This is a genomic window from Serratia sp. H402Y, from assembly GCF_051172415.1.
Taxonomy (GTDB): Bacteria; Pseudomonadota; Gammaproteobacteria; order Enterobacterales; family Enterobacteriaceae; genus Serratia; species Serratia ureilytica.
In genome coordinates this window covers 2643251-2669359 of the sequence record NZ_JBPIYZ010000001.1, presented here as the reverse complement: position 1 = coordinate 2669359, position 26109 = coordinate 2643251, and the positions used below count along the sequence as shown (strand labels likewise).

General features: G+C 58.2%; 21 protein-coding genes and 2 tRNA genes. 11 read left to right on the top strand and 12 right to left on the bottom strand.

The window, feature by feature from the left end; all coding sequences use genetic code 11:
* Positions 1 to 44: 44 nt before the first annotated feature.
* Complete coding sequence (gene tyrP, locus ACSBQS_RS12875) at positions 45 to 1253, bottom strand: tyrosine transporter TyrP (protein ID WP_004935940.1); 1209 nt, start codon at positions 1251 to 1253, stop codon at positions 45 to 47.
* Between the two features lie 245 nt (positions 1254 to 1498).
* Here tyrP and ACSBQS_RS12870 point away from each other — a divergent pair, with 245 nt between their 5' ends.
* On the top strand, positions 1499 to 2695 hold the full coding sequence (locus ACSBQS_RS12870) for a nicotinamide mononucleotide deamidase-related protein YfaY (RefSeq protein WP_033651929.1): 1197 nt from the start codon (positions 1499 to 1501) through the stop codon (positions 2693 to 2695).
* Positions 2696 to 2698: 3 nt separating this feature from the next.
* Here ACSBQS_RS12870 and ACSBQS_RS12865 read toward each other — a convergent pair whose 3' ends face one another.
* Positions 2699 to 3907, bottom strand: coding sequence for an FAD-dependent oxidoreductase (locus ACSBQS_RS12865; RefSeq protein ID WP_239058498.1), 1209 nt, complete (start codon positions 3905 to 3907; stop codon positions 2699 to 2701).
* Positions 3908 to 4023: 116 nt separating this feature from the next.
* Between ACSBQS_RS12865 and ACSBQS_RS12860 the strand changes: the two genes are divergently transcribed.
* Together ACSBQS_RS12860 and ACSBQS_RS12855 are read left to right on the top strand one after the other, a co-directional pair.
* Positions 4024 to 4845, top strand: a complete 822-nt coding sequence (locus ACSBQS_RS12860; RefSeq protein ID WP_163965842.1) for an AraC family transcriptional regulator — start codon at positions 4024 to 4026, stop codon at positions 4843 to 4845.
* A gap of 231 nt (positions 4846 to 5076) precedes the next feature.
* A complete protein-coding gene (locus ACSBQS_RS12855) occupies positions 5077 to 5229 on the top strand; it encodes a Hok/Gef family protein (protein ID WP_004935921.1) in 153 nt (50 codons plus the stop codon).
* Between the two features lie 59 nt (positions 5230 to 5288).
* On the opposite strand, the gene yfaE is transcribed toward ACSBQS_RS12855, so the two are convergent.
* The 4 genes from yfaE to ubiG form a co-directional block, all read right to left on the bottom strand.
* Positions 5289 to 5549: a class I ribonucleotide reductase maintenance protein YfaE gene (yfaE, locus tag ACSBQS_RS12850; RefSeq protein ID WP_015378558.1), complete on the bottom strand. Its 261-nt coding sequence runs from the start codon at positions 5547 to 5549 to the stop codon at positions 5289 to 5291.
* Between the two features lie 3 nt (positions 5550 to 5552).
* Positions 5553 to 6683 carry a class Ia ribonucleoside-diphosphate reductase subunit beta gene (nrdB, locus tag ACSBQS_RS12845; protein ID WP_019453694.1) on the bottom strand — a complete coding sequence of 377 codons (1131 nt, stop codon included), beginning with the start codon at positions 6681 to 6683 and terminating at the stop codon, positions 5553 to 5555.
* A gap of 67 nt (positions 6684 to 6750) precedes the next feature.
* Positions 6751 to 9039 (bottom strand): class 1a ribonucleoside-diphosphate reductase subunit alpha, encoded by a 2289-nt coding sequence (nrdA, locus tag ACSBQS_RS12840; RefSeq protein WP_033632525.1) that lies wholly within the window; start codon positions 9037 to 9039, stop codon positions 6751 to 6753.
* Between the two features lie 438 nt (positions 9040 to 9477).
* A complete protein-coding gene (gene ubiG / locus ACSBQS_RS12835) occupies positions 9478 to 10203 on the bottom strand; it encodes a bifunctional 2-polyprenyl-6-hydroxyphenol methylase/3-demethylubiquinol 3-O-methyltransferase UbiG (protein WP_033644327.1) in 726 nt (241 codons plus the stop codon).
* Positions 10204 to 10415: 212 nt separating this feature from the next.
* On the opposite strand from ubiG, the gene gyrA reads away from it, so the two are divergent.
* Positions 10416 to 13058 carry a DNA topoisomerase (ATP-hydrolyzing) subunit A gene (gene gyrA / locus ACSBQS_RS12830; RefSeq protein ID WP_033643840.1) on the top strand — a complete coding sequence of 881 codons (2643 nt, stop codon included), beginning with the start codon at positions 10416 to 10418 and terminating at the stop codon, positions 13056 to 13058.
* Between the two features lie 166 nt (positions 13059 to 13224).
* Positions 13225 to 16086 (top strand): two-component system sensor histidine kinase RcsC, encoded by a 2862-nt coding sequence (gene rcsC / locus ACSBQS_RS12825; protein ID WP_033643839.1) that lies wholly within the window; start codon positions 13225 to 13227, stop codon positions 16084 to 16086.
* Positions 16087 to 16147: 61 nt separating this feature from the next.
* Here rcsC and rcsB read toward each other — a convergent pair whose 3' ends face one another.
* Genes rcsB through ACSBQS_RS12805 form a run of 4 tightly spaced genes read right to left on the bottom strand, consistent with a single transcriptional unit; the run spans position 16148 to position 21130 of the window.
* A complete protein-coding gene (rcsB, locus tag ACSBQS_RS12820) occupies positions 16148 to 16798 on the bottom strand; it encodes a response regulator transcription factor RcsB (protein ID WP_004935900.1) in 651 nt (216 codons plus the stop codon).
* On the bottom strand, positions 16791 to 19493 hold the full coding sequence (gene rcsD / locus ACSBQS_RS12815) for a phosphotransferase RcsD (protein ID WP_033643838.1): 2703 nt from the start codon (positions 19491 to 19493) through the stop codon (positions 16791 to 16793). The genes rcsB and rcsD overlap by 8 nt, the downstream gene beginning before the upstream one ends.
* Positions 19494 to 19513: 20 nt before the next feature.
* Positions 19514 to 20668: an MFS transporter gene (locus ACSBQS_RS12810; RefSeq protein ID WP_197665956.1), complete on the bottom strand. Its 1155-nt coding sequence runs from the start codon at positions 20666 to 20668 to the stop codon at positions 19514 to 19516.
* Positions 20669 to 20722: 54 nt separating this feature from the next.
* On the bottom strand, positions 20723 to 21130 hold the full coding sequence (locus ACSBQS_RS12805) for a DUF4186 domain-containing protein (RefSeq protein ID WP_071845124.1): 408 nt from the start codon (positions 21128 to 21130) through the stop codon (positions 20723 to 20725).
* A gap of 695 nt (positions 21131 to 21825) precedes the next feature.
* On the opposite strand from ACSBQS_RS12805, the gene ompC reads away from it, so the two are divergent.
* On the top strand, positions 21826 to 22956 hold the full coding sequence (gene ompC, locus ACSBQS_RS12800) for a porin OmpC (protein ID WP_033643836.1): 1131 nt from the start codon (positions 21826 to 21828) through the stop codon (positions 22954 to 22956).
* 159 nt (positions 22957 to 23115) lie between these two features.
* Entirely contained in the window at positions 23116 to 23532 is a 417-nt protein-coding gene (locus ACSBQS_RS12795; protein ID WP_033643835.1) for a VOC family protein, read from the top strand.
* On the opposite strand, the gene ACSBQS_RS12790 is transcribed toward ACSBQS_RS12795, so the two are convergent.
* The gene (locus ACSBQS_RS12790) at positions 23526 to 24104 is read right to left on the bottom strand and encodes a TetR/AcrR family transcriptional regulator (protein WP_103100937.1); all 579 of its coding nucleotides are present in this window, start codon (positions 24102 to 24104) and stop codon (positions 23526 to 23528) included. The two genes, ACSBQS_RS12795 and ACSBQS_RS12790, sit on opposite strands and share 7 nt — an antisense overlap.
* A gap of 108 nt (positions 24105 to 24212) precedes the next feature.
* On the opposite strand from ACSBQS_RS12790, the gene ACSBQS_RS12785 reads away from it, so the two are divergent.
* The 4 genes from ACSBQS_RS12785 to ACSBQS_RS12770 all read left to right on the top strand — a co-directional run bounded on the left by ACSBQS_RS12785 (position 24213) and on the right by ACSBQS_RS12770 (position 25464).
* Positions 24213 to 24680 carry a DUF1348 family protein gene (locus ACSBQS_RS12785; RefSeq protein ID WP_033643833.1) on the top strand — a complete coding sequence of 156 codons (468 nt, stop codon included), beginning with the start codon at positions 24213 to 24215 and terminating at the stop codon, positions 24678 to 24680.
* A gap of 127 nt (positions 24681 to 24807) precedes the next feature.
* Positions 24808 to 25137, top strand: a complete 330-nt coding sequence (osmE, locus tag ACSBQS_RS12780; RefSeq protein WP_004935874.1) for an osmotically-inducible lipoprotein OsmE — start codon at positions 24808 to 24810, stop codon at positions 25135 to 25137.
* Between the two features lie 157 nt (positions 25138 to 25294).
* Positions 25295 to 25382, top strand: a tRNA-Ser gene (locus ACSBQS_RS12775).
* A 6-nt stretch (positions 25383 to 25388) separates the two neighbouring features.
* Positions 25389 to 25464, top strand: a tRNA-Thr gene (locus ACSBQS_RS12770).
* A 236-nt stretch (positions 25465 to 25700) separates the two neighbouring features.
* On the opposite strand, the gene ACSBQS_RS12765 is transcribed toward ACSBQS_RS12770, so the two are convergent.
* Positions 25701 to 25943, bottom strand: coding sequence for a DinI family protein (locus ACSBQS_RS12765; protein ID WP_434990711.1), 243 nt, complete (start codon positions 25941 to 25943; stop codon positions 25701 to 25703).
* Positions 25944 to 26109 lie beyond the last annotated feature (166 nt).

Genomic DNA, 26109 nt, shown 5'->3' with positions numbered 1-26109 from the left:
CCATTGCGGCCCCTTTCTCTTTATCATTCCTTGTCTTTCGTCGCTTACCCGACCGCCGGCAGCATGCCGCTGGCGATGCCCAGTTGGATGGCGATCACCGTTACCCCACAGACAAACACCAGCGCCAGCGCAGGGGTGCCGCCCCAGACGCGGTACTGCGCCTGATGCTTTTGGCGAGTTTTCCACACCAGCAGCGAAGGCAGCAGCAGCGCCAGCACCGACAGGGCGATGGCGGCGAAACCCAACGCCAGCACGAAACCACGCGGATAAAACAGCGCGAAGGCCAGCGGCGGCAAGAAGGTGATGGCGCCGGTTTGCAGGCGGCCACGCACGTTATCTTGCCGCTTGAACAGGTCGGCCAGGAAATCGAACAGCCCAAGCGCAACGCCGAGGAACGAGGTCGCCAGCGCCAGATCGGCGAACAGGTGCACCGCCAGTTCAACGTGCGGCGAAGCTACTGCATCACGCACCGCCTGCAACAGGCCATTCAGCCCGGCCTGCTGCGCCAGAATGCCGACGAAGGTGTCGGAGCTGATACTGCCCAACGTCGCCAGCTGCCAGAAGATATAGGCGATCAGCGGGATGGCGCTGCCGATGATGAACACCCAACGCAGTTTGCGAATGTTGCCGCCCATGTAGTTGACGATGCTCGGCACGCTGCCGTGGAAGCCGAATGAGGTGAAGATCACCGGAATGGCCGATAACGCCAGGCCTTGCTCCAGCGGCAACGTCATCAGATTGGTCTGGTGGATATTCGGCAACATCAGGCCGAGCATCACCACCAGAAACACCACTTTCGCGCTGAACAGGATGCGGTTGAACAAGTCGACCGAGTGGGTGCCGATGCACACCACGCCGCCGGCCACCAGGGTGAACAGCAGGACGCCGAGCGACACCGGGAAGTCCTGTGATGTCCATTGGCTGATGCTGGTGGCGAGCAGTTCGCCGGCGCCGCTAATGTAGGCGGCGGTGAGGGCATACATCAGGAACATCATGCTAAAGCTGGTCAGCCACTGGCCGCCGCCGCCGAGATAACGTTTGGCGAGCGTGCCCAGACCGGTATCCGCCTGCTCATGCTGGTAAACCTCCACCAGTAACAGCGCGGTGTAACACATCAACAGCCACAGCCCGACCAGTAAGGCCAGCGTGACGCCGAAACCGACGCCGGCCGCCGCCAGCGGCATCGCCAGCATCCCGGCGCCAATGGTGGTGCCCGCCACGATAAAAACACTGCCAAGAGTGCGATTCTTCACGTTTTTTCTCTACCAGCCGAAAGATTTTGAAAATTATAGGTAACGATTTATGAGGATGGCAGGATAGTGGAAGCCCTAACTTGTGTCAAACCGGCGTTACGCGCATTGTAAATTAAAGTTTACAACATTGCGGGCGGCATGGCGCATGATGAACGACGCGATGGCGGAAATAATCCGACGGCGGCTAGTGAAAAGTTATTTACGGGCTTCTATAGTGGAATGACCAAAAAATGTGGGAGAGATCAATGTTAAGGGTGGAGATGCTCAGCACCGGCGATGAGGTGCTGCACGGGCAAATTATTGATACCAACGCCGCCTGGCTGGCGGACTACCTGTTCCAGCAGGGCGTGCCGATGAGTGGGCGGGAAACGGTAGGGGACAGCCTCTCTGCTTTGATCGAGATCCTGCAGGAACGCAGCCATATCGCCGATGTGCTGATCGTCAACGGCGGCCTGGGGCCGACCAGCGACGATTTGAGCGCGCTGGCCGCCGCGAAAGCCTGCGGCGTAGAGCTGATTGAACGGGCTGACTGGCTGGCGCGTATGGAAGCCTATTTCGCCGAGCGCGGGCGGCCGATGGCACCTTCGAATCGAAAGCAGGCGCAGATCCCGGCCAATGCGGAAATGCTGGATAACCCGGTGGGCACCGCCTGCGGTTTCGCGTTGCAGCTGAACCAATGCCTGATGTTCTTCACCCCCGGCGTGCCTTCGGAATTCAAAGTTATGGTCGAACAGCAGATCGTGCCGCGTCTGCGCCAGCGCTTCACTTTGCCGGCGCCGCCGCTGTGCCTGCGCCTGACGACGTTCGGTACCTCCGAGAGCGATCTGGCCGCCGAACTGGACAGCCTGCCGCTGCCGCCGGACGTGGTGCTGGGTTACCGCTCGTCCAGCCCGATCATTGAGCTGAAGCTGACCGGGCCGGAAAGCCGGCGCGCGGAGATGGAGCTGGCCTGGCGACGCGTGCGCGAGGTAGCGGGGGACAACTGCATCTTCGAAGGCACCGTCGGGTTGCCGGCGACGCTGACGCAGCGCCTGAATCAGCAAGGGCTGAAGCTGGCGTTGAGCGAGCAATTCAGCGGCGGCTTGATCAACCTGCAGCTGCAGAGCGAAGGCGCGCCGCTGGCGGGGGGAGAGCTGCTGCCGGCCCACTGCATCGAAACGCTGGAAACGACGCTGGCGCGCGCCCGCTCGCTGGCGGAATTGACCGGCGCCCCGTTGGCGTTGGCGGTCAGCGCCATGCGCGATGAGCAGGTGAGCATTGCGCTGCACACGCCGCGCGGCGGGATTGGCCAGACCGTGCGTTATCGCGCGTCGCGCCACGGGCTGCGGCTGCGGCAGGAGTCGGTGGCGATGCTGGCGCTGGATATGCTGCGCCGTTGGCTGAATGGGGGCCAGGCGTGCGGTAAAAACGCCTGGCTGGAGGTGGTGGAAATTATCGAGTGACGCTCATGGTGCTGAGTTGTCTGCCTCACTGTTTTGTTGTAGCCGTTCGGACGCCAGGCGTGAAAGACGTATTGCCGCCGCGCCTCGCGTTTGCAGCTCTGTACCGTAGTTCCTGAGCGCCTGCGCGGCGCTGTCTGAGTGCGCCAGATGCGCCGCCAGGCTGGCGGCGTCTACCAGCGCGGTGTTGGCGCCGAGCCCACCTGCCGGGCTCATGGCGTGCACGGCGTCGCCGAGAAAGGCGATGCGTTCGCTGTGCCATTCCGGCATCGTCGCCGTAACCTGCACCGTCCGCACGCTGAGCGACAGGGGATCCGCCAGCGCTAACGCCGTTTGCAAGGCGGGCGCCCATCCTTGCGAGATATGCCGTACGCGCGCCTGCAACGCGGTGTTCTCCTCCAGTCCCGGGGCTCCGCCGAGACGTTCAGCCGATCCGATACAGGCCCAATAGAGATAGTCGTCGACCGGCGAGAGGCGGCAATCGGGCGCGTAGTCGGCCGCCAGTTGCGCCATGGGGGCCTGAAAGCGCATCGGTTCAACCACCAGCGACACGCCGTCGGCGAAGATCACCGATACGCCGTTCAGCAGTTCAGGGGCCAATTGGGCCCGGGTCGCCGCATCGAGCGGCGTTTTGCCGTAGAGGGTGACCGCACCGCTGTCTTCTGGCCCAGCCTCGGGCAGGCAGCGCCGCCGCACCAGCGAGTTGACGCCGTCGGCGGCGATCAGCACATCGACCCGCACGTGTTCGCCGTTGGCGAACTGAAGCTCCACACCCTGCGGCGTTTGTGCAAATTCACGCAAGGTATGGCCGAAACGCACCCGGTCTTGCAGGCCGGCAAGCAGGATCTCGCGCAGCGTTTGGCGATGGATGCCGAGATCGCCGCTCGGTTCTTGCGTTTGGCGCTGGCTGGAGGGCAACCAGTGCTCGGGGCGCCGGCCGGTGAGCGGGGCAAGCTGCGGATCCCATAGATTACTCTCGCCGCTGTTTTGCGCGCTGCCGGCGCAGAGCAAGCGGTAGTGCGCCGGCGGCAGGCAGGCGGCCAGCGCCTGCTGGCCCGACGGATCGATGCGCAGCCGGTAGCCCTGATCGCGTGCTTGCGGTGTGGTGTCGCGTTCAAACACCGTGGCGTGGATGCCAAAGCGGCGCAGTCCCTGAGCCAGACACAGGCCGCCGGGCCCTGCACCGATAATGCCAATGCTGAGTGTTGTCATCATGTTCCCTCGTGAGTCAGTGGCCGCAGACGGTCGCGGCCGGAAGCATTTCATTATGTCGGTGCAGGAAAAGGTTGGTATAACGGTATCTGGACTAAAAATAGTGATTAGTGGCCAATATGAATGCGAACCTTCACGCCCCCGACGCTGACTGCAGCGAATGGTCGGCGGGCCCCTGGTTGATCGCCCTTGGCGGCCGTGACGCGGCAGGCCGGGAGTATCGGTTGGGCACGCGCGAATACGACTGGCATCAGCATGTGCGCGGGCAGTTGCTGTGCGTTGAAAGCGGTTTGCTGCATGTAAGCACGGCGCAGGGTGATTGGGTGCTGCCGCCTCAGCGGGCGGGTTGGATCCCGCCGGCGACGGAGCACCGGGTGCAGGTTTGCGGCGCGCTGAGCGGCTGGAGTTTACTGCTGGCGCCGGAGGCCTGCCACGATCTGTCGAATACACCTTGCGTTATCGGCATCAGCGCAGTGCTACAGGCGCTGGCTCAGCGTGCGGAAGGTTGGGACAAACGCAGCGCACTTACCCTGGAGCAGGAGCGTATGGCGCAGGTGATGCGTGACGAGATACGGCTGGCGCCGACGGAGCCGCTGTATTTACCGATGTCGTCTCATCCGCGCCTGGCCGGCGTTCTGCAGGCCTTGCTGGCGCAACCGGGGAGCGAACGTTCACTGGAGGCGTGGGCTGAATGGGGGGCGATGTCGCCGCGTACCCTGCGGCGGCTGATGATCGGCGAGACGGGGTTGAGTTTTGCCCAGTGGCGTCAGCAGGCTCGGTTGTCATATGCGTTGGCGAAGCTGGCCGAAGGCGAAACGGTGCTGCAGATTGCGGAGGCGCTGGGGTATGCCTCGCCGAGCAATTTTATCGCCATGTTTCGTAAAGCCTTCGGCGATTCCCCGGCGCGTTATTTTTCCACATCGGCGGGAAAGGGGCGCTAAGGGAAATACTTTGAGGATAGTTATATATCCCTGATTAATCATAATCTTATAGGGGATATTCGCGGTGAGGGAATGCTGTTACTCTCTTGACGGGTGCTTGAGACTGTTCGTCTTGGGCATTGTGTGACAAGGCGGATAGATGAAAGCCCCAGACTGACTCTCAATCAGAATGGGGCTGCACATACCGCCTAGACACCGGTATGGTAGCCCCTTCACAGCAAGGAGGCAAGCATGCGCTTAAGGCATGTGTTTCACTCGCTAACCGTTGTATGTATTACGGTTTTGTTATTTATCTGGATGATAAGAGACTCGCTGTGCGAGCTGAAAATCTACCAGGAAAATATCACTATCCTGATCAGGTTGGCGTGTGAGGTGAAGCGGTAATCCTAGGGCGGGGGCAACCCCGCCTTCTGGTCTCCAGGCGCGGTTTCCGGCACCCGACTTTACATTTCCAGCTCGATATCCGTCAGCGGCATGCAGCAGCAGGGCAGGATTTCACCGGCGTTGATAAACGCCAGCGGCTGTTGGCGGTAGGCCACTTCGCCTTTCACCAGCTTCAGACGGCAGGCGCCGCAATAGCCGGAGCGGCATTGGTACTCTACCTGCACATCGTGCAGTTCCAGCACGTCGAGCAGGCAGTTTTCACTGTTAGGGCAAGAGAGCTGCGTGCCGGCGGCGCGCAGCGTTACGGTAGGCGTCGCCATCGCTTACAGTTCGAAGTCGCTCAGGTCGTCGGCGTTGATCTCCGAGTCGATCTGGCCAACCAGGTAAGAGCTCACTTCCACTTCCTGCGGCGCTACCTGCACGTTGTCGGACACCAACCAGGCATTGATCCACGGGATCGGGTTGGAGCGGGTTTCGAACGGCAGACCGAGGCCGACCGCCTGCATGCGGATATTGGTGATGTACTCCACATACTGGCACAGGATGTCTTTGTTCAGGCCAATCATCGAGCCGTCGCGGAACAGGTATTCCGCCCACTCTTTCTCCTGCTGGGCGGCCAGCACGAACAGATCGTAGCACTGCTGCTGACATTCCTCGGCGATCTCCGCCATTTCAGGATCGTCGGCGCCGGAACGCATCAGGTTCAGCATGTGCTGGGTGCCGGTCAGGTGCAGCGCTTCGTCGCGGGCGATCAGTTTGATGATTTTGGCGTTGCCTTCCATCAATTCGCGCTCGGCGAAAGCGAAGGAGCAGGCAAAGCTGACGTAGAAGCGGATCGCTTCCAGCGCGTTCACGCTCATCAGGCACAGGTACAGCTGCTTCTTCAGCGCACGCAGATTGACGGTGACGGTTTTACCGTTCACCTGGTGGGTGCCTTCACCCAGCAGGTGATAGTAGCTGGTCATCTCGATCAGATCGTCGTAATAGCCGGAAATGTCTTTCGCGCGCTTCTTGATCTCTTCGTTGGTGACGATGTCGTCGAACACCAGCGCCGGATCGTTGACGATGTTGCGGATGATGTGGGTGTAGGAACGGGAGTGGATAGTCTCGGAGAACGACCAGGTTTCCACCCAGGTTTCCAGCTCAGGGATCGAGATCAGCGGCAGCAGGGCGACGTTCGGGCTGCGGCCCTGGATGGAGTCCAGCAGGGTCTGATACTTCAGGTTGCTGATGAAGATGTGCTTCTCATGCTCCGGCAGCGCCTGGTAATCGATGCGATCGCGGGAAACGTCAACCTCTTCCGGGCGCCAGAAGAAGGAGAGCTGTTTTTCGATCAGTTTTTCGAAGATTTCATGCTTTTGCTGGTCGAAACGCGCAACGTTTACCGACTGGCCGAAGAACATCGGCTCTTGCAGCTGGTCGTTTTTGGTCTGAGAAAAAGTGGTGTAAGCCATAAGCCTGAATCCATCGTAACGTGGCTAAATGAAGGGGCCGGAAAATTCCGGCCCGCTAGGTCAAACTTTAGATCTTGCAGGCGCCGCTTTCGCAGTCGTCATCGCCGGCCTTGGCAGGCTGCAAATCTTCCTGGGCGTCTTCCGCACCGTCGCGGGTGTTTTGGTAGTACAGCGTTTTCACGCCGAACTTGTAGGTGGTGAGCAGGTCTTTCAACAGCTGCTTCATCGGCACCTTGCCGCCCGGGAAGCGGGTCGGATCGTAGTTGGTGTTGGCCGAAATCGACTGGTCGATGAATTTCTGCATCAGCCCCACCAGCTGCAGATAGCCGTCGTTGCTCGGCATTTCCCACAGCAGCTCGTAGTTGTCTTTCAGACGCTCATACTCCGGCACCACCTGGCGCAGGATGCCGTCTTTCGACGCCTTGATGCTGATGTGGCCGCGCGGCGGCTCGATGCCGTTGGTGGCGTTGGAAATCTGCGAAGAGGTTTCCGACGGCATCAGGGCGGACAGCGTCGAGTTGCGCAGACCGGTTTCCTGGATCTCTTTACGCAGGGTTTCCCAGTCGTAGTGCAGCGGCTCGCTGCAGATCGCATCCAGGTCTTTCTTGTAGGTGTCGATCGGCAGGATGCCCTGCGAATAGGTGGTTTCGTTGAACCACGGGCAAGCGCCTTGTTCCTGCGCCAGACGGTTGGAGGCTTTCAGCAGGTAGTACTGAATGGCTTCGAACGTCTTGTGGGTCAGGTTGTTGGCGCTGCCGTCGGAGTAGCGCACGCCGTTCTTCGCCAGATAATAGGCGAAGTTGATGACGCCGATGCCCAGGGTGCGGCGACCCATTGCGCCACGGTGCGCGGCCTTGATCGGATAATCCTGATAATCCAGCAGGGCGTCCAGCGAACGCACCGCCAGGGTCGCCAGCTCTTCCAGATCGTCCAGGCTGTCGATCGCGCCCAGGTTGAAGGCGGACAGGGTGCACAGCGCGATCTCGCCGTTTTCGTCGTTGACGTCTTCCAGCGGCTTGGTCGGCAGGGCGATTTCCAGACACAGGTTGGACTGGCGCACCGGCGCGATCTGCGGATCGAACGGGCTGTGGGTGTTGCAGTGGTCGACGTTCTGGATGTAGATACGGCCGGTAGAGGCGCGTTCTTGCATCATCAGCGAGAACAGCTCAACCGCTTTCACGCGCTTCTGGCGAATGCTGTCGTCTTTCTCGTACTGGGTGTACAGGCGCTCGAATTCGTCCTGATCGGCGAAGAACGCGTCATACAGCCCCGGCACGTCGGACGGGCTGAACAGAGTGATGTCTTCGCCCTTGATCAGGCGCTGGTACATCAGGCGGTTCAACTGCACGCCGTAGTCCATGTGGCGCACGCGGTTGCCTTCAACGCCGCGGTTGTTTTTCAGCACCAGCAGGCTTTCCACTTCCAGGTGCCACATCGGGTAGAACAGCGTTGCCGCGCCACCGCGCACGCCGCCCTGCGAGCAGGATTTGACGGCGGTCTGGAAGTGTTTGTAGAACGGGATGCAGCCGGTATGGAAGGCTTCACCGCCACGGATCGGGCTGCCCAGCGCGCGGATGCGGCCGGCGTTGATGCCGATGCCGGCGCGTTGCGAAACGTATTTCACAATGGCGCTGGAGGTGGCGTTGATGGAGTCCAGGCTGTCGCCGCACTCGATCAGCACGCAGGAGCTGAACTGGCGGGTTGGGGTGCGCACGCCGGACATGATCGGCGTAGGCAGCGAAATCTTGAAGGTGGAAATCGCGTCGTAGAAACGTTTGACGTAATCCAGACGAGTTTCACGCGGGTAGTTGGAGAACAGGCACGCGGACACCAGCATGTACAGGAACTGGGCGCTTTCGTAGATCTCGCCGCTGACGCGGTTCTGCACCAGATACTTGCCTTCCAGCTGCTTGACGGCGGCATAAGAGAAGTTCATGTCGCGCCAGTGATCGATAAAGGAGTCCATCTGCTCGAACTCTTCAGCGCTGTAGTCTTCCAGCAGATGTTTATCGTATTTGCCCATCTCGACCATGCGGGTCACGTGAGCGTGCAGCTTCGGCGGTTCGAACTGGCCGTAAGCCTTTTTACGCAGGTGGAAGATCGCCAGGCGAGCGGCCAGGTACTGATAGTCCGGCGCATCGCGGGAGATCAGATCGGCAGCGGCTTTGATGATGGTTTCGTGAATGTCGGCGGTTTTGATGCCGTCATAAAACTGAATGTGGGAACGCAACTCTACTTGAGAAACCGAGACGTTGTGCAATCCTTCTGCGGCCCAATCGATGACCCGGTGGATTTTGTCGAGGTTGATGCGCTCTTTACGGCCATCGCGTTTAGTTACAAGCAGACTTTGGTTCATGTGGTGTTTTACCTGTCCGTATGGTGCCCCTAAGCAGAAGTGTAGTCGCTCTGCTCAGTATGTAAACACTATATATAGGGGTTGTATGTCGGTGAGGTAACAAGATAGTGAGAAAAAACGGCGTTTGCAAGTGAACAAAACCGGCCTGATTTGTGGATAACTTGGGGGTGAAATGTAACTTGCCGTTCGCAGTGCGCGCCGTGACTGGCGCGACAAGCTTGTCAATAAGCGAGATCAGATTTTACTGAAAAACTGAAAAAACCGATCGTTTGGCGTTTTATTAAACGTTAGAAAAAAACGGCATATTGATCTGATTTAATATTCTAAAAAACTGTCTACAACCACGATTTTGATCGAAGTCGCGGAAATTAGGTATTTTTCCTAACACCACGTTGGCGCCGAACCCCGATAACGCAGGGCCGGCGCGGTTTACAGCGCTCAGCCTTCGTGCTGGGTGTGCACCATGTAGTTCACGTCAACGTTGCGCCCAAGCTTGAAATGATCGGTGATCGGGTTGTAATGCAGGCCGATCATGTGCTTTTCGCGCAGCGGCGTGCCGTCGACCCAGCCGATCAGTTCGGAAGGGCGAATAAACTTCTTATGATCGTGGGTGCCCTGCGGCACCATCTTCAGCACGTACTCCGCGCCGATCACCGCCATCAGCCAGGCTTTGGTGTTGCGGTTGATGGTGGAAAAGAACACGTGGCCGCCCGGTTTCACCAGTTGGGCGCAGGCGCGCACCACTGAGGCCGGATCGGGCACGTGCTCCAGCATTTCCATGCAGGTGACCACGTCGTAGCGCTGGGGGTTGGCCTGAGCGTGGCTTTCCACCGTCTCCTGCACGTAAGTCACGTTCACGCCGCTTTCCAGCGCGTGCAGCCGGGCGACCTGCAGCGGCTCCCCGCCCATGTCCAGACCGGTCACTTCGGCGCCTTCGCGCGCCATGCTTTCCGCCAGAATGCCGCCGCCGCAGCCCACGTCGAGCACCTGCTTGTCAAAAATGCCGCCGGCGCGCTGCATGATGTAGTTCAGGCGCAGCGGGTTGATGCGGTGCAGCGGTTTGAACTCGCCTTCCAGATCCCACCAGCGGGAGGCGACGGCCTCGAACTTGGCGATTTCCTGGTGGTCAACGTTTTGCACTCGGCTGGATGATTCTGCGTTCATGGGCTTGTCTGGCTCCTTGTTCTCGTTGTGCGGATTATACATGTTCCGGCGCGGCATCGTCTGCGTCGATGCGTTTTTAGCGCACTAATCTGTACAATTTCCGTGAAACAGCGGCGGTTATTTTCCCGTAAAGCGTGCTTTGTGATATAGTTTTACACCTTTGCCACTATGGCAGCGGGCAGATGAATCATTAGTAGAGGGATAGCAGCTCCATGAGCGACCTTGCCAGAGAAATCACACCGGTAAACATCGAAGACGAGTTGAAAAACTCGTATCTGGACTACGCGATGTCCGTTATTGTCGGACGTGCGCTGCCAGATGTTCGTGATGGACTGAAGCCGGTTCACCGCCGCGTTCTTTACGCGATGAGTGTATTGGGTAACGACTGGAATAAACCATACAAGAAATCGGCCCGTGTCGTCGGGGACGTGATCGGTAAATATCACCCGCACGGTGACAGCGCGGTTTACGACACTATCGTGCGTATGGCTCAGCCGTTTTCACTGCGCTACATGCTGGTGGACGGTCAGGGTAACTTCGGTTCCGTCGACGGCGACTCCGCCGCGGCGATGCGTTATACCGAAGTGCGCATGTCCAAGATTGCTCACGAACTGTTGGCGGATCTGGAAAAAGAAACCGTCGACTTCGTGCCTAACTATGATGGCACCGAGCAGATCCCGGCCGTTATGCCGACCAAGATCCCGAACCTGCTGGTAAACGGCTCGTCGGGCATCGCCGTGGGCATGGCCACCAATATTCCGCCGCACAACCTGGCTGAAGTCGTCAACGGCTGCCTGGCCTATATCGATGATGAAAACATCAGCATCGAAGGGCTGATGGAACACATCCCGGGGCCGGACTTCCCGACGGCGGCGATCATCAACGGCCGTCGCGGCATTGAAGAGGCCTACCGCACCGGGCGCGGCAAAGTCTACCTGCGCGCGCGCGCGGAAGTGGAAGCCGACGCCAAAACCGGCCGCGAAACCATCATCGTTCACGAGATCCCGTATCAGGTGAACAAGGCGCGTCTGATCGAAAAGATCGCCGAGCTGGTGAAAGAAAAACGCGTAGAAGGCATCAGCGCGCTGCGTGACGAGTCCGATAAAGACGGCATGCGCATCGTGATCGAAGTCAAACGCGACGCGGTCGGCGAAGTGGTGCTGAACAACCTGTATGCGCTGACGCAGCTGCAGGTCACCTTCGGCATCAACATGGTCGCGCTGCATCAGGGGCAGCCTAAGCTGCTGAACCTGAAAGATATCCTCGAAGCCTTCGTGCGCCACCGCCGCGAAGTGGTCACCCGCCGCACCATCTTCGAACTGCGCAAGGCCCGTGACCGCGCCCATATCCTGGAAGCGCTGGCTATCGCGTTGGCTAACATCGATCCGATCATCGAGCTGATTCGCCGTGCGCCGACGCCGGCGGAAGCGAAAGTCGCACTGGTGGCTCAGCCGTGGGATCTGGGCAACGTCAGCGCCATGCTGGAACGCGCCGGTGACGACGCCGCTCGCCCTGAGTGGCTGGAGCCGGAGTTCGGCATCCGCGACGGCAAGTACTACCTGACCGAGCAGCAGGCTCAGGCGATTCTGGATCTGCGTCTGCAGAAACTGACCGGCCTGGAGCACGAAAAGCTGCTGGACGAATATAAAGAGCTGCTCAACTTCATCGCCGAACTGATCTTTATTCTGGAAAGCCCAGAGCGTCTGATGGAAGTGATCCGCGAAGAGCTGGTGGCGGTCAAAGAGCTGTACAACGACGGTCGTCGCACCGAGATCACCGCCAATACTTCCGACATCAACATCGAAGACCTGATCAACCAGGAAGATGTTGTGGTGACCCTGTCTCACCAGGGCTACGTGAAGTATCAGCCGCTGTCCGACTATGAAGCTCAGCGCCGCGGCGGCAAAGGCAAGTCCGCCGCGCGCATTAAAGAAGAAGACTTTATCGATCGCCTGCTGGTGGCCAACACCCACGATACGATCCTGTGCTTCTCCAGCCGTGGCCGCCTGTACTGGATGAAGGTGTATCAACTGCCTGAAGCCAGCCGTGGCGCGCGCGGCCGCCCAATCGTCAACCTGTTGCCGCTGGAAGCCGATGAGCGTATCACCGCCATTCTGCCGGTGCGCGAGTATGAAGAAGGGCGTCACGTGTTCATGGCCACCGCCAGCGGTACCGTGAAGAAAACCGCGCTGACCGAGTTCAGCCGTCCGCGCAGCGCCGGCATTATCGCCGTCAACCTCAACGAGGGCGACGAGCTGATCGGCGTCGATCTGACCGATGGCACCAACGAAGTGATGCTGTTCTCCGCCAACGGTAAAGTGGTGCGCTTCCCGGAAACGCAGGTGCGTTCGATGGGCCGCACCGCGACCGGCGTGCGTGGCATCAACCTCGGCGAAGGCGACAGCGTGATTTCGCTGATCGTGCCGCGCGGCGAGGGCGACATTCTGACCGTCACGCAAAACGGCTTCGGTAAACGTACTGCAGTCACCGAGTACCCGACCAAGTCACGCGCCACCCAGGGGGTTATCTCCATCAAGGTGAGCGAGCGTAATGGCCAGGTGGTCGGCGCCGTGCAGGTGGAAACCAGCGACCAGATCATGATGATCACCGATGCCGGCACGCTGGTGCGTACCCGCGTTTCGGAAGTCAGCGTGGTCGGTCGTAACACCCAGGGCGTGACGCTGATCCGTACGGCGGAAGACGAAAACGTCGTCGGTCTGCAGCGCGTGGCCGAGCCGGTGGAAGACGAAGAGCTGGACAGCCTGGAACCGGGCGCGGAAGCGGTGGAAGAAGACACTACGCCGCTGGACGATGGCGACGACGCGGCTGAGCCGATGGACGACGACAACGTTTAAGCAAGGTGAGGGCGTCGGCATGCCGACACCGTAATGCACTGAGACAAAAGGGCCTGGCAGCGATGCTAGGCCCTTTTTCAGTTATATGGTTTAATTGGCGCACCGAGCCGCCGGCCGCTGCGCCGGCGACAACGCGCGCCGCCACTGACTTTCGTATGGTATCCGATTGAAATATTTAGCCTCTTTTCGAACTACGCTGAAGATATCCCGCTATCTGTTCCGGGTGCTGGCGATTTTGCTGTGGTCGTTGGGAGCGCTGCTCACCACCTTTTATATTCTGAATATCCTGCATCAGAAAGAATCGGACATCCGCCAGGAGTACAACCTCAATTTCGATCAGGCGCAGGGCTATATTCGCCATTCCGCCGACATCATACGCGACATCAAGTACATGGCGGAAAACCGCCTCAACGGTTCGGTCAGCGGCCTGGACATGTTCAGCGGCGTGATCCCCGGCAAGGGCAGCCCACCGCAATTCTATCCGCTGTATCCAGAGTCTAACTGCGCCCTGAGCGCCACTTACCGCAGTTCACTCGATTCGCTGAGCGGCCTGATCCAGTATTGGAAAGAAAACTTCGTGGCGGCCTACGATCTCAACCGGGTGTTCTTTATCGGCGGCGACAGCCTGTGTCTGGCGGAATTCGGCGGCGGCAACGCGGTCGCCAACCGGGAAAACATGCTGAAGCTGCTGCACGAGCGCATTCTGAAATACCGCAACGCCAAGAATCTGGACAAAGACAACAACCTGTATTGGATTAGTCCCAGCGCGCAGCGGCCTGACATCGGTTATCTGTATGTGCTGACGCCTCTCTATATCGGCAACAAGCTGGAGGCGCTGCTGGGCATCGAGCAAACCGTCCGGCTGGAAGATTTCGTCACCGCCGGCAACCTGCCGATCGGCGTCACGCTGCTGGATGAAAACAACGATCCGATACTGCGCCTGGCGGATGGCGATCGCTATGCCGCTGCGCTCAACAGCTACCCCGAAGAGCATGCTTACTTCGGTTATGTCGACAACTACCGCGATCTGATCCTGAAAAAAGCGCTGCCGCCTTCATCGCTGAGCATCGTTTATGCGCTGCCGGTGAAAAGCGTGGTGGAACGCTTCAAGATGCTGATCCTCAATGCGCTGTTGCTGAACCTGTTGTCGGCCATCGTGCTGTTCACGCTGGCTTGGCTGTTTGAGCGCAAGATGTTCCTGCCGGCGGAGGACAATGCCTTCCGGCTGGAAGAACACGAACAGTTCAACCGCAAGATCGTCGCCTCGGCGCCGGTGGGCATCTGTATCCTGCGCATCAGCGACGGCACCAATATTCTGAGTAACGAACTGGCGCACAACTACATCAACCTGTTGACCCACGAAGATCGCGATCGCATTACGCGCATCATCTGCGAACAGCAGGCGAACTTCGTCGATGTGATGACCAGCAACAACAATAATCTGCAGATCAGCTTTGTCCATTCGCGTTACCGCAACGAAGAGGTGGCGATCTGCGTGCTGGTGGACGTCAGCGCGCGCGTGAAAATGGAAGAGTCGCTGCAGGAGATGGCGGCGGCGGCGGAGCAGGCCAGCCAGTCTAAATCGATGTTCCTGGCCACTGTCAGCCATGAGCTGCGCACGCCGCTGTACGGCATTATCGGCAACCTCGATCTGCTGCAGACCAAGGCGTTACCGCCAGGGGTCGATCGGCTGGTGAATGCGATGAACAACTCTTCCGGGCTGCTGCTGAAAATCATCAGCGATATCCTCGACTTCTCCAAAATCGAGTCCGAGCAGCTGAAGATTGAACCGCGTGAGTTCTCCTGCCTGGAGGTGATCACCCATATCGCCGGCAACTATTTGCCGTTGGTGGTGAAGAAACGTTTGGGGCTGTACTGCTTTATCGAGCAAAACGTGCCGGAGCGTATCTTCGGCGATCCGGTGCGGCTGCAGCAGGTGCTGTCCAACCTGGTGAACAACGCCATCAAGTTCACCGATACCGGCTGCATCGTGCTGCAGGTCTGCACCCGCGGCAGCTACCTGGAATTCAGCGTGCGCGATACCGGCGTCGGTATTCCGGAGAAGGAGATCTCACGCCTGTTCGATCCGTTCTTCCAGGTGGGCACCGGCGTGCAGCGCCACTTCCAGGGCACCGGTTTGGGGCTGGCGATCTGCGAGAAATTGGTCAACCTGATGGACGGCGACGTCTCCGTCGAGTCCGAACCGGGGCTGGGCAGCTTGTTCAGCATTCGCATTCCATTGTTTAATGCCCAGTTCCCGATCCCGCAGGCCAGCGATACCTGGCAGGGCCGGCGGCTGTGGCTGGATATCCGCAATCAGCGGCTGGAAAGCTACCTGATGGCGATTCTGGGCGGCTACGGCGCCGATATCCAGCGCTATGACGGGCAGGAGACCGCCGCCGACGAGGTGATGCTCAGCGATTATCCGCTGATGCTGAACACGCCGCTGTTGGCTCAGATCCAGTTCTCGACCGAACATATCGGCCCGTCGCTGGAAACCCGGCCAGGCTATTGGATGCACAGCACCTCTACGCCGCGTGAAACGCTGACCTTGATCAACCGATTGTTCGGCGTCGGCAACGGCGCGGCAGAGGCGCTGGTGCAGCTGCCAGTGCCCGCCAAGGCCAGCGCGGCGGACAACGGCGATATTCATCTGCTGGTGGTCGACGATCATCCGATCAACCGTCGTCTGCTTTCCGATCAGCTGGGGTCGCTGGGGTATCAGGTGGTGACCGCCAACGACGGCGTAGACGCGCTCGCCGTACTGAAACAGCACCACGTCGATATTGTGTTGACCGACGTCAATATGCCGAACATGGACGGCTATCGCCTGACGCAGGCGCTGCGGGAGATGCAGTTCAGCGCGCCGGTGATCGGCGTGACGGCGAACGCGTTGGCGGAGGAGAAGCAGCGCTGTCTCGAGGCGGGCATGGATAATTGCCTGTCGAAACCGGTTACGCTGGAGACGCTGGAGCAGACATTGGCTTATTACAGCCAGCAGGTACGCTACAACCGCAGCGAGGCCTGAAAAGCAAACAGGCACGGCGGATGCCGTGCCTGTTTGGCGTTAACCTGCCGTGAGGCGGGCTTTAGTCTTTGTCCAACGGCGTCATGCTGACGGACGAGAGGTAGTTGAGCAGGGCGATGTCGTTTTCTACGCCCAGCTTCATCATCGCCGATTTCTTCTGGCTGCTGATGGTTTTGATGCTGCGGTTGAGTTTCTTGGCGATTTCGGTCACCAGGAAACCTTCGGCGAACAGACGCAGCACTTCGCTCTCTTTCGGCGACAGGCGTTTGTCGCCATAGCCGCTGGCGCTGATTTTCTCCAGCAGTTTGGAGACGCTTTCCGGCGTGAACTTCTTGCCTTTCTGCAGGGCGGCCAGCGCCTTCGGCAGATCGGTCGGCGCGCCTTGTTTCAGCACGATGCCTTCGATATCCAGATCCAATACCGCGCTCAGGATCGCCGGGTTGTTGTTCATGGTCAGCACGATGATCGACAACTGCGGATAATGACGCTTGATGTACTTAATCAGCGTGATGCCGTCGCCATACTTGTCACCCGGCATCGACAGATCGGTGATCAGCACGTTGGCATCCAGCTTGGACAGATTGTTGATCAGTGCGGTTGAGTCTTCGAACTCCCCAACGACATTCACCCATTCAATTTGCTCAAGTGACTTCCGGATGCCAAACAGTACGATAGGATGGTCATCAGCAATAATTACGTTCAGGTTATTCATGTTGTTGGCTACCTTGCTTCAGCAGTCTGCTGACGAAAAAATCAATCTGACTGATGTTATTCTCGATCTCGGGCGCATCACCTTCTGCGATGCGCTGTTCTAACGATTCGCACAGCTGCTTGCCGGGAAGCAGATTTAACATGGCAAACACGCCTTTCAGGCGGTGTGCGGTTTGTGACAGCGCATTGAAATCACTGCTGCCCGCCTCAGTATACAGTTTTTTGACATCATCGGGTACTGTATCGACAAACAGCCCATAGTAATCACTTGATTTCAATTGTTTTTCATAGAGTTGGATATCTTCTGAGCTCAATGAAAGCGGACTTTCTTCCTGCTCCAGCGCGGCCATTTGCTGTTCGATCAGCATCAGCACGGCGTCGATTAATGCGCCGTTCAGGTTATAGTTCACCCGAATGTAGCGTTTATCCAGCGCTTGCCAACCCGGTTCATCGGTCGCCAGCAACAGCGTGTAATCATCGGCTCGCTGCGGGTTATCGGTCAGCAGCACGTCATAATCGCGGTTGACCGCGCGATCTTCGGCGACGAGGCAGTCGGCGCCGTAAGCCTGCAACAGGCGGGTCACGATGCCGCGCACTTCATCTGACGTGATGTCCAGCAGGGCGGTGACGCCGTCGAGCAGCTTTTCCTGTTCCTGCGGCTCTTTTCTCTCCATCTCCATGGCGACGCGAATGGTATAGCGAGTGCCGATATCCACTTTACTGCGAATGTCCAACTGGCCGTTAAGCTTCTTGCACAGCTGATTGCACAGGAAGAAAGTGAGGCCGGAACCGTGGTTGAAGCGGTCCACCAGCGTCTGGCTGAGGAACGGGTAATTGAGATTGCTGATCTCTTCGTTGGAGATGCCGGAGCCGGTGTCGTTGATTTGGAAAATCAGGCGATCCGGGTGTTCGGGCTCATGGTCGATGACCAGAGAAATCTTGCCGCAGGCGGTGGTGATAATGGCGTAATGCACCAGCAGCGAGATCACTTTGCGCAGCGCGTTGGCGTCGCCGATGTAGTTCTGTTCGACGTCCAGCTGGAAATGCTTGAACAGCGCCAGCCCCTTTTGATTGAGGGCGGGCAGGGCTTCCAGCAGCAACTCGTCGATCATCGCCGCCGGGTTGAACGGCTCGCGCGTCGGTTGCCAGTCCTGGGTTTCCAGCCGCGTCAGCAGAGTGATGTTATCGATCAATCCCAGCACCGACGACGACGCCGCCGTCAGTTGGCCCAGCAGCGCCTGCTGTTGTTCCTCATCCGGCTGGTTGCGCAGGCTGTCGACCAGATCGTGCATCTGGCGCACCGGCTGATTCAGTTCGATGCCCAGGTTGTGCAACATCAGTTTGCGCGCCTGCACGTTTTTGTCGTATTCACGCCGTGCCTGCTGCAGCCGCTTGTTCACCATGACCTCTTTATCCTGATCGTGCATCAGGAACAGGTAGGTATCCGGCGACAGTTGGCTGCGGAAAATGCGGATTTCATACACCTCGTTGTTGACCGTTGCCTGAATGACGCCGTGGTGCTGTTCGGCCATATGGGCGATTTTTTGCAGGCTGAGGTGCGGCAGCAGGTGCTCGGCGATTTTGTTGCTGGCGATCACCGCATTGTTGGCGAAGCTGTAAACCAGCAGGCCGGAGGGCAGGCTGGAGACGATTTCCTGATTCAGCGCGCGCTCGGCCTCCAGCTCAACCGCCATGTTTTCGCTCGGGCGGATGTACTGGCGGCGGATAAAGTAGATGCTCAGCATCGAGAGCGCCAACAGCAGCAGATTGACCGCGATCAGCCAGATGTTGTTGCGCAGCAGATCGATGGCCAGATTAATGGCCGAAACGCGATACACCACCTTCAGCGGCGCATTGGGCAGGGCGGCGCTGAACTCCACCCAGCCGCCGCTCATCGCCGCCTGGGCGCCGAGGGCGGTTTCCGCCGGGATGGCGCTGTCGTCGAGCTCGACATCGTCCGGCTGCAGCAGGAAATTGGCGCGGGCCAGGTTGGCCGGAATGATGTCGTTGATCGGCAAGTCGAAGGCGATCACCGTCGCCAGATGCCCCGGCTGATTAAAGGTGGTGCGAATCGAGAACGAATAGGCGTTCTGGAAGCGCTGTTTGCGCAGATCGGAAAAGCTCTCGCGTTCGTCGAGCATATTGGCCTGTTGCAGCATCTCGGCGCGGCGTTCGTCCGCCGAAGTGGTCAGGTAGCTTTCCCTAAAGCGCGAAGCCAGCTCTTTGAGCGGCTGAGTGGTGATCAGACTGAGGCTGTTGTCCTGACCATTGAGGTAATACATGGCGTAGCTCTCGGTCTTGGCGCCCCAACGGTTGTCCAGGTAGTCCGAAATGTTGGCGATCATCGCCAGCGTGTTCTCGTCATGGCTGCCGAAGATCACCGCGTCGGTTTTCTTGTGCGGCTTCTCGACATAGTAGACGTCGGGGCGCAGGCGGGTTTCCTGCAAACCGGGATCGACATTCTGCGCCGGCGCGTTGCCGAATTTGTCATAGACCTGATAGGTCATGTAGCGATAGGTATCGATGCGCTTTTGCAGCGAACCGGCGATGCTGTTCAGCGTGTACTTCTTTTCCGCCAGCCAGGCGTTGGTGTAGTTGTAGCCATACAGGCCGATGCCGATCGTCAGCAGCACGATAAACAGCAGGAAGCAGCGAGTGATATTGCTGGAGCTAATGGTCAGTTGTTTATTTTGCATAGTGGCTGCGCATTCCTGAATCAGCGAGTGACGGCCCTGGCGCTGGCGGTCACCGCCAACAGCAGAGTGGCTACGCAGGCGAAGGCCACCGTCAGGCTGGAAAACTGAGCGACAAAGCCGATCAGCGCCGGGCCGGCCAGAATACCGGCATAGCCGACGGTGGTAACGGACGCGATCGCCAAATTGGCCGGCATATCGCGTTGGTTGCCCGCGGCGCTGAACAGAATCGGCACGACGTTGGAAGCGCCCAGGCCAACCAGCATGAAACCGACCAGCGAAACGGTGGCGTGATTGAAGGCGATAGCCAGGCTGAGACCGACAGCGGCGCACAGGCTGCCCAGCAGCAGCACCCGGTAGCGGCCCAGCGAGTTCACCACCCGATCGCCATTGAGGCGGCCGAGCGTCATGGTGATGGAAAACAGCGCATAGCCCAGCCCGGCCTGGCTGTGTTCGACGCCGCGCAGCGTGGTGAGGAACAGCGCGCTCCAGTCGAGCATCGAGCCTTCCGCCAGGAACATGATAAAGCACAGAATGCCGATAAACATCACCCAACCGCGCGGCAAGACGAACATCGGTCCGCCGTCGTCGGCGCCGCTGTCACGCAGCAGATGGCGGCTGGCGAACGCCAGCAGCACGATCACCGCCAGCACGGTGATCAGGGTGGATTGCAGCGGCGTCAGCCCCAGCCACAGCAGCGCGCTGACGCCGCCTGCGCCGGCGATGCCGCCGATACTGAAAAAGCCGTGAAAGCCGGACATCATCGCCTTGCCGCTGTTGCGCTCGACGATCACTGCCTGCACGTTCATCGCCACGTCTATCATGCCGATCGCCGCGCCGAACAACAGCAGTGCCACGGCCATGCCGCCGAGGGAGTCCATCAGCGCCAGCAACGGCAAATCGATGCACAGCCCCAGCCCCGCCATCAGGATCACCGCGCGGCAGCCCAGTTTGCCGGTCAGGAAGCCGGTCAGCGGCATCGCCAACATGGAGCCGGCGCCGATACATAACAACAGCAGGCCGAGCGAGCCGTCATCGAGGCCGATGCGCGTTTTGGCGAAGGGCACCAGCGGCGCCCAGGCGGCCATGCCGAGGCCGGCGACGAAAAAGGCCAGGCGGGTGGCGATCTGTTGAGGAACGCCGGGCGTTTGCTGTTCATTGCACAAGGTGGCTGTCATGTAAGCGTCAGGATCTTGGGTCAAAAGAGTGGCGAAAGTTACTGACAGTTTTTATCACAATCCGCGATCCGGGTCGAAAAGATTCGCGCCTGATTCCTCTCTGGCGCCGCCTCGGCGCACCAGCCACAGGGCGATCGCCTGGACAATATAGTCTTTTTGCTGCTCGCCCAGCGCGATGCCCTGCGGTATGCCGTGCCATTTTTCCAGGCAGCTTCGGCAGCAGGTGGCGGTGGCGTGTTGGGCGACGAACACCGGGTGGCCGCGCATCGGCGTCTGCTTGCCATCGTTTTTGGGGTGGGCGGCGGCCAGACGGCGATCGATAAAGTCGCGGGCATGGCTGAGGATCAGCGGCAAGCCTTTGTCGTCAAGATAGCTCTGGTCTTTGGGATTCAAACGGAAACGGGCGCGGAAGGGGGAGCCTTGCAGCCGCCGCCATAGCGCCTCTGGGTGAAATGGCATCATGACTTTACTCGCTGAGGGTGAGCTTTTTTTCAGGCTACCAGAAGTGAAACTCCGCGGCCAATTTTGCCTGTGACGCACAATATTCGGCGAGATAAAGCACGAAATGAAAAACAAATTCAATTTGTAGACCAAAATAAGAGAAAAGATTAGCAATTAGTGCGGATGTAAATTGGCGAAACTATATCGCGAGGTTATTTATTTGCGTGCTATTTGTGCGGATTGAAATTGTGAGGACAGTGTGGAGGAAAATAAAAAACCGGCCAGAAGCCGGTTAAAGGTATGCAGAAATTATCTTCGGATAATGAAGGTAATAATGAAAATAATGATGATAGCGAGGTGATTATAGCGGCTGCGTGCAGGCGGCGTTTTGGCACAATGTGCTTATTGTCCAGCACAATTGTATGGTTGGCTTTTTTTTCTTAAAGATTTGTATAACTACATGATTTTTTATCAATTAATCTATTCTTTGTCTTTAAGTGCTTTATTTTGTTTGTCGGTAATGTTTTGTGAAAGTTCGTGCACATTTACATTTTGAAACCTTTATTAATCACGCTGAAACACTATCGGATACTTGGTATCATTTTCTTTCTGGATTAATATAACCCTTGTTACCAGAATGGTAATGCACAGTCGTGCTAATAATGCTCGAAAAGGGCAGTGGCCGTAGCTCGACATAATTAACGAGGATAATAACGATGAAACTTCGAGTACTCTCTCTGATGGTACCCGCACTGCTGGTTGCAGGCACAGCAGGCGCGGCGGAAATCTACAACAAAGACGGTAATAAACTGGATTTGTACGGTAAAGTCGACGGTCTTCACTATTTCTCCAGCAACAACGGCGTGGACGGTGACCAGTCTTATATGCGTTTTGGCCTGCGCGGCGAAACGCAAATCAGCGATCAGCTGACCGGCTACGGCCAGTGGGAATATCAGGCTAACCTGAACCACGCTGAAAACCAGGACAACAAGAACTTCACCCGTTACGGCTTCGCCGGTCTGAAATTCGGCGACTACGGTTCCTTCGACTACGGCCGTAATACCGGCGTGCTGTACGACGTCGCGGCGTATACCGACTTGCAGCCTGAGTTCGACGGTATGACCTACGGCGCCGACCAGTTCATGTTCCAGCGTTCCAGCGGCCTGGCGACCTACCGTAACAACGACTTCTTCGGTCTGGTTGACGGCCTGAACTTCGCCCTGCAGTACCAGGGTAAAAACGGCAATGGCGAAGAGACCAACAACGGTCGCGACGTCCTTGGCCAGAACGGCGAAGGCTACGGTATGTCCATGAGCTATGACATGGGCTACGGCATCAGCGCGGCGGGCGCCTTCTTTAACTCTCGCCGCACCAGCGAGCAGAACGGCGCTAACGGTCACCAGAACATCATGGGCCGCGGCGACAAGGCCGAAGGTTACTCCGGCGGTCTGAAATATGACGCCAACGACGTCTACCTGGCGGTGATGTTCACCCAGTCCTACAACGCGGCGCGTTTCGGCAGCTCCGACAGCAGCGTTTACGGCTACGCCAACAAGGCGCAGAGCTTCGAAGCCTACGCGCACTACCAGTTCGATTTCGGTCTGCGTCCGTTCGTCGGCTATAACCAGACCAAAGGTAAAGACTTGGGCCGCGCCGGTAACGGCAAGGACTACGGCGATCAAGACCTGGTCAAATTCGTCGACCTGGGTGCGACCTACTTCTTCAACAAAAACATGTCTACCTATGTTGATTACAAAATCAACCTGGTGGACAACAACGACTTCACCGACGCAGCCGGGATCAACACCGACAACGTGGTTGCCGTGGGCCTGGTTTACCAGTTCTAAGCACCTCGGTGTGAACGTCATCGCGCGGCCTTCGGGCCGCGTTTTTTTTTGCCTGTAAACCGGTAAAAAAGCACGGATTGATCCGCTATCGGCACGGGAAGCACCGTGGTTTTCCTCCTCTAAGCCTACGCTGTCAGTACAAAAAAGAGGGGGGATGATATGGAACTCAAGATCGATAAGGTGATCGAAACGGTGCTGTACGTCAGCGATATTGAGCGAGCGGACGCCTTCTACCGAGAGGTGCTGAAGCTGCCGGCGATGGTCGCCAACGAGCGGTTCCGCGCCTATAACGTTGGCGATCGGAGCGTATTGTTGCTGTTTGTCGAGGGCGATTCGCTGCGTGGGGCGCATTATCCGACCGGCTTTATTCCCGCGCACGATGGCGTGGGGCCGGCGCATATCGGGCTGGCGGTGGCAAAAGACCAACTGCCGCACTGGGAACGGCATCTGACGGCCAACGGCGTGGAAATTGAGGGGCGCATGCGTTGGGATCACGGTGGCGAGAGCATCTACTTTCGCGATCCCGACGCCCACCTGTTGGAACTGGTGACGCCGGGCATCTGGGCCAATTACTGATCGAACCCGCCTTGCGCCAACAACGCCAGCGCGGCATTCAGCACCTGCAACGCCGGCTGCGGCTGGCGCTCAATCTGCACCCTGACGATGGCGCCGTCGATCAGCATCGCCAATATCGCGGCGTGCTGTTCCCGCTGCGGGTCTGCGGGCAGGTGGCGCGCCAGTTCATCCGTCATCTGTTGCTTATGCCGGCCGGCGAGGTGCAGGCTTTCCGGCAGCAGATCGGCGATCTCCACGGCCGTATTGATAAACGCGCAGCCGCGAAAACGCGGATCGTCGAACCATTCCGCCAGGCAGGGCGCCAGCGCCGGCAGTAACCCGCCGCTCTGCGCCACATGTCGATCCAACGCTGTACTGAACCAGGTTAGCCACTGCTGGTGGCGATAGGCCAAAAACGCCGTAATCAAATCGTTCTTGCTGGGAAAGTGGCGATAAAACGTCACCTTAGTGACGCCTGATTCCTTGATGATGCGATCGATGCCGGTGGCGCGGATCCCTTCCTGATAGAACAGATCGTGGGCCGTCAGCAGGATGCGCTGACGGGCGGGCAAGGTATTGCGATCGGTGGTCATCATTTTTCTCCCTGGCTATTTTCGAGTGATTGTAGACAACTCTGTCTACATGCGCTAGCGTAATGATGTAGACAGAGATGTCTACTTGCCTATACGCAGGAGATGATCATGAGCATTAAACCCCCATTGCCGCCTTTTACCCGTGAATCCGCCATCGAAAAAGTACGGTTGGCGGAAGATGCCTGGAACAGCCGCGATCCTGAGCGGGTGTCGCAGGTCTATTCCCTCGATACCCATTGGCGTAATCGCGCGGAGTTTGTCGACGGCCGCGCGGCGGTGGTCGCATTTTTGCAACGCAAGTGGGCGAAAGAGCTGGAGTATCGGCTGATTAAGGAACTGTGGGCGTTTGACGGCGCGCGCATCGCGGTGCGTTTCGCCTATGAGTGGCGCGACGATTCCGGCAACTGGTATCGCAGCTTCGGCAACGAAAACTGGGAGTTCAATCAGGAAGGGTTGATGATCAACCGCCATGCCTGCATCAACGACATGCCGATTCGCGAACAGGATCGGCGTTTTCATTGGCCGCTCGGTCGGCGCCCGGACGATGTCCCGGCGCTGAGCGATTTCGGCTTTTGAATCCGATGTCGCGCCCGCGCCGGCCGATCGCGAGAAAAAGCGCACCGATCGACAAAGGGGAGTTTGTAGAAAAGCCTTTCCACTTCTAGACTTAGGGGACAACAAACGTACTCCAAGAGGACAAGCTATGACGAAGAAGTTGGTTTTGGCCGTCGGCACTGCGGCGGTATTTTCCATTCTTGCCGGCTGCACCGCCTATGACCGTGCAACCAGTTATGTCAATGAGCCGGTGGTCAGCGATGTCAAAGTAGGGATGACCAAGCAGCAGGTGCGGGCGATTGCCGGTCCGCCGTCGACGTCCGCCACGCTGATCCATGCGCAGGGCACTTGCGACACCTATGCGGTCGCGCCGCGCGATGGCAAAGTGCAAACGTATTTTGTCAGCTACAACGACACGGGCCATGTCATGAACAAGGGCTATCAAACCTGTTCAGACTACGATTCGCAGCCGAAGTAATCGCGTTTCAGCCGAACATAAAAGCCTCGCTTTTGCGGGGCTTTTCATTTTTTAAGCGTTTAAGGCCTGAAGTTTAGGCAACTGCGCCGCCGATGCGATTTTTTTGCATCAAAACGATAGACATTTCATAACGGTATCGCTAATATCAGCGCCCATTGGAAGGATGGCCGAGTGGTTTAAGGCAACGGTCTTGAAAACCGTCGAGTGTAACAGCTCCCAGAGTTCGAATCTCTGTCCTTCCGCCAAATTCAGCCGGCTTAGCTCAGTAGGTAGAGCAACTGACTTGTAATCAGTAGGTCACCAGTTCGATTCCGGTAGCCGGCACCATGACAGAGGCCCCAGCAGCGATGCTGGGGCTTTTTGTTATGGTGCTTGTACGAGGAAAAGGTGCCCACGCAGGAATACACGCTTCGAAGTGCGCCAGGATTAACCGATAATCGGGGGCATGTGCCGCAGTTAGTCCTTTGACCCAAGGGGGTATTCGCTGCGGAACCGGAGGTTGAGCGGTGCGATATGCTGGTGGAAATAATAGCCGGTGGGTCAGCCCGGCGTTCAGATTGGGTTTATATATCCATAATCAGCCACTGATCCGCTTCTTCGAACATCTCTTCCAACATCCGGTTCAGCTTTTCGCGATCGCTTTTGCTGGCGTCGGAGTTCAGGCCGTTGACCTGCATCGGTTTCACGCGCACTTCCGCCTCCGGGAACAACACGTGCACGCGTTTTTCCAGCTCGTTGCGAATAATCTCGGCGGCGTTGGGCAGCCCAGCGACGTTGCGTTTGTCGTACACCAATTCTACAAACATGACTCACCTTTAAATACTGATTTAATGTACAGTATTCTGGCCTGAGGCGCTCGGGTTGGCAAGAGGGAGGCGCAATTTTGCATGAGGCGTTCATTCTTGCTTGCGCAGCGGGCAGCCAAGCCTGCCGCTGAATCCTTTTCTTACGTCTGGCCGATGGCCTGCATTT

What these genes read in the sequence shown, in the direction of transcription:
- ACSBQS_RS12870 (WP_033651929.1), top strand. Translation starts at nt 1,499, where the DNA reads ATGTTAAGGGTGGAGATGCTCAGCACCGGCGATGAGGTGCTGCACGGG.
- ACSBQS_RS12865 (WP_239058498.1), bottom strand. Translation starts at nt 3,907, where the DNA reads ATGATGACAACACTCAGCATTGGCATTATCGGTGCAGGGCCCGGCGGC.
- ACSBQS_RS12860 (WP_163965842.1), top strand. Translation starts at nt 4,024, where the DNA reads ATGAATGCGAACCTTCACGCCCCCGACGCTGACTGCAGCGAATGGTCG.
- ACSBQS_RS12855 (WP_004935921.1), top strand. Translation starts at nt 5,077, where the DNA reads ATGCGCTTAAGGCATGTGTTTCACTCGCTAACCGTTGTATGTATTACG.
- yfaE (WP_015378558.1), bottom strand. Translation starts at nt 5,549, where the DNA reads ATGGCGACGCCTACCGTAACGCTGCGCGCCGCCGGCACGCAGCTCTCT.
- nrdB (WP_019453694.1), bottom strand. Translation starts at nt 6,683, where the DNA reads ATGGCTTACACCACTTTTTCTCAGACCAAAAACGACCAGCTGCAAGAG.
- nrdA (WP_033632525.1), bottom strand. Translation starts at nt 9,039, where the DNA reads ATGAACCAAAGTCTGCTTGTAACTAAACGCGATGGCCGTAAAGAGCGC.
- ubiG (WP_033644327.1), bottom strand. Translation starts at nt 10,203, where the DNA reads ATGAACGCAGAATCATCCAGCCGAGTGCAAAACGTTGACCACCAGGAA.
- gyrA (WP_033643840.1), top strand. Translation starts at nt 10,416, where the DNA reads ATGAGCGACCTTGCCAGAGAAATCACACCGGTAAACATCGAAGACGAG.
- rcsB (WP_004935900.1), bottom strand. Translation starts at nt 16,798, where the DNA reads ATGAATAACCTGAACGTAATTATTGCTGATGACCATCCTATCGTACTG.
- rcsD (WP_033643838.1), bottom strand. Translation starts at nt 19,493, where the DNA reads ATGCAAAATAAACAACTGACCATTAGCTCCAGCAATATCACTCGCTGC.
- ACSBQS_RS12810 (WP_197665956.1), bottom strand. Translation starts at nt 20,668, where the DNA reads ATGACAGCCACCTTGTGCAATGAACAGCAAACGCCCGGCGTTCCTCAA.
- ACSBQS_RS12805 (WP_071845124.1), bottom strand. Translation starts at nt 21,130, where the DNA reads ATGATGCCATTTCACCCAGAGGCGCTATGGCGGCGGCTGCAAGGCTCC.
- ompC (WP_033643836.1), top strand. Translation starts at nt 21,826, where the DNA reads ATGAAACTTCGAGTACTCTCTCTGATGGTACCCGCACTGCTGGTTGCA.
- ACSBQS_RS12795 (WP_033643835.1), top strand. Translation starts at nt 23,116, where the DNA reads ATGGAACTCAAGATCGATAAGGTGATCGAAACGGTGCTGTACGTCAGC.
- ACSBQS_RS12790 (WP_103100937.1), bottom strand. Translation starts at nt 24,104, where the DNA reads ATGACCACCGATCGCAATACCTTGCCCGCCCGTCAGCGCATCCTGCTG.
- ACSBQS_RS12785 (WP_033643833.1), top strand. Translation starts at nt 24,213, where the DNA reads ATGAGCATTAAACCCCCATTGCCGCCTTTTACCCGTGAATCCGCCATC.
- osmE (WP_004935874.1), top strand. Translation starts at nt 24,808, where the DNA reads ATGACGAAGAAGTTGGTTTTGGCCGTCGGCACTGCGGCGGTATTTTCC.
- ACSBQS_RS12765 (WP_434990711.1), bottom strand. Translation starts at nt 25,943, where the DNA reads ATGTTTGTAGAATTGGTGTACGACAAACGCAACGTCGCTGGGCTGCCC.